This is a genomic window from Acinetobacter sp. (assembly GCF_041919735.1).
Taxonomy (GTDB): Bacteria; Pseudomonadota; Gammaproteobacteria; order Pseudomonadales; family Moraxellaceae; genus Acinetobacter.
The window spans coordinates 1-1,335 of the sequence record NZ_JAYRTF010000058.1 but is presented as its reverse complement, the minus strand read 5'-3'; the positions used below and the strand labels follow the sequence as shown (position 1 = coordinate 1,335).

The following is a 1,335-nucleotide window of genomic DNA, read 5'->3' as shown; positions in this document are numbered from 1 at the left end:
GTTGCGTATCTAAAATCAAGCTTCCCGAACCCTTAAGCACCCATTGTCCTGCATATTTTTCTTGTAAGGCATAAATAGCTGCAATACGGTCGGACTCCACCACTGAGGTACTGATACCGAGCAAAGTTGCGGCCTCCCCAGGATGCGGTGTTGCGTACACCTGCTCACCGAGTTTTACTGGCTTCTCAGCCAAAAACCATAAAGCATCCGCATCCAACACCACCTGTAAAGCATTGGTCTGAATGAGTGGAAACCATGCATCAAACTGCTGCTGAGCCCACGAGTCTCTTCCCAAGCCCATACCAAAACTAACTGCATCCACATGAGCCACCAATGCTTCACGCTCTTGGAGCGACATTTGGTTAATATCACGCAGCATAATATTGGGTGCACGGGCTAGAATTGCAGTATGGTGTTTTGCATCACATACCACGGTCACCTTGCCTGCACCCGCATGAAAGGCAGCTTCTGCAGCTAACATCACCGCACCGCCCATCTGTGCATGTCCCCCAATCACCATTACGTGTCCGTAACTTCCTTTATGCCCAAAGGCTTGACGCGGTACAAGCTGCACATGCTGTGGAGCAAGTGAAGCTAAAGGTTTTAAAGCACTGTCTACAGGAAGTAGCGAAATAAGCGTGACCTCTCCTGAAAATGCTTTACCCTGTCCAGTAAATAAACCTACCTTTAGGCCGAGAGCCGTAAAAGTATAATCGGCGACAACTGCACAAGGTAAAGCTTGCCCCGTGTTGGCCTGTAAACCACTCGGAATATCAACGGCAATTTTTAAGCCTGTTTGTCTATTGATCTGTCGAATAACCGCTTGCCAGTCTGAACTGAGTTCACGGTTTAACCCAATGCCAAACAAAGCATCAATATAGGCATCATATGAATGTTGAAAAGCAAAACCGGTATGAATCATTATCCCCTGTTGCACAGCTGCTGCATGTGCTTGTTGCAGTGAAGTAGACTTTCCCAAAGCTGCTGCATAAATTTCAACGTCATAACCTTGCGCGGCTAGATACGATGCAATCAAGTAACCATCACCTGCATTGTTGCCTTGACCACAACACACCGCAACGCTTTTGACTTGCTGCTGTTTAAGCCTAGGCAGCATCTGTTCAGTTGTTGCCCATGCGACTTGTTGCATCAATCCATAAGCACTATTTTGCTGCGCGAACCAACGCCCTTCCCATGCTTGAATCTCGCTGCTGTGGTACACTTGCTGATGCATGATTTTTCCTTTGTTCTTGGTTATGACAACATCCACATCTTCCTCAAAAATCCCTGTAGATCAATATGATCCAGAGCAGCTTAAGGCTTGGATTAAAGCTG

At 47.0% G+C, this 1,335-nt stretch carries 1 protein-coding gene; it reads right to left on the bottom strand.

Annotated elements, in window-relative coordinates; translation table 11 throughout:
* The coding region (locus ACE3T3_RS15910) for an NAD(P)H-hydrate epimerase (RefSeq protein ID WP_374668639.1) at nucleotides 1-1,234 on the bottom strand (1,234 nt) is incomplete at its 3' end.
* Nucleotides 1,235-1,335: the final 101 nt, after the last annotated feature.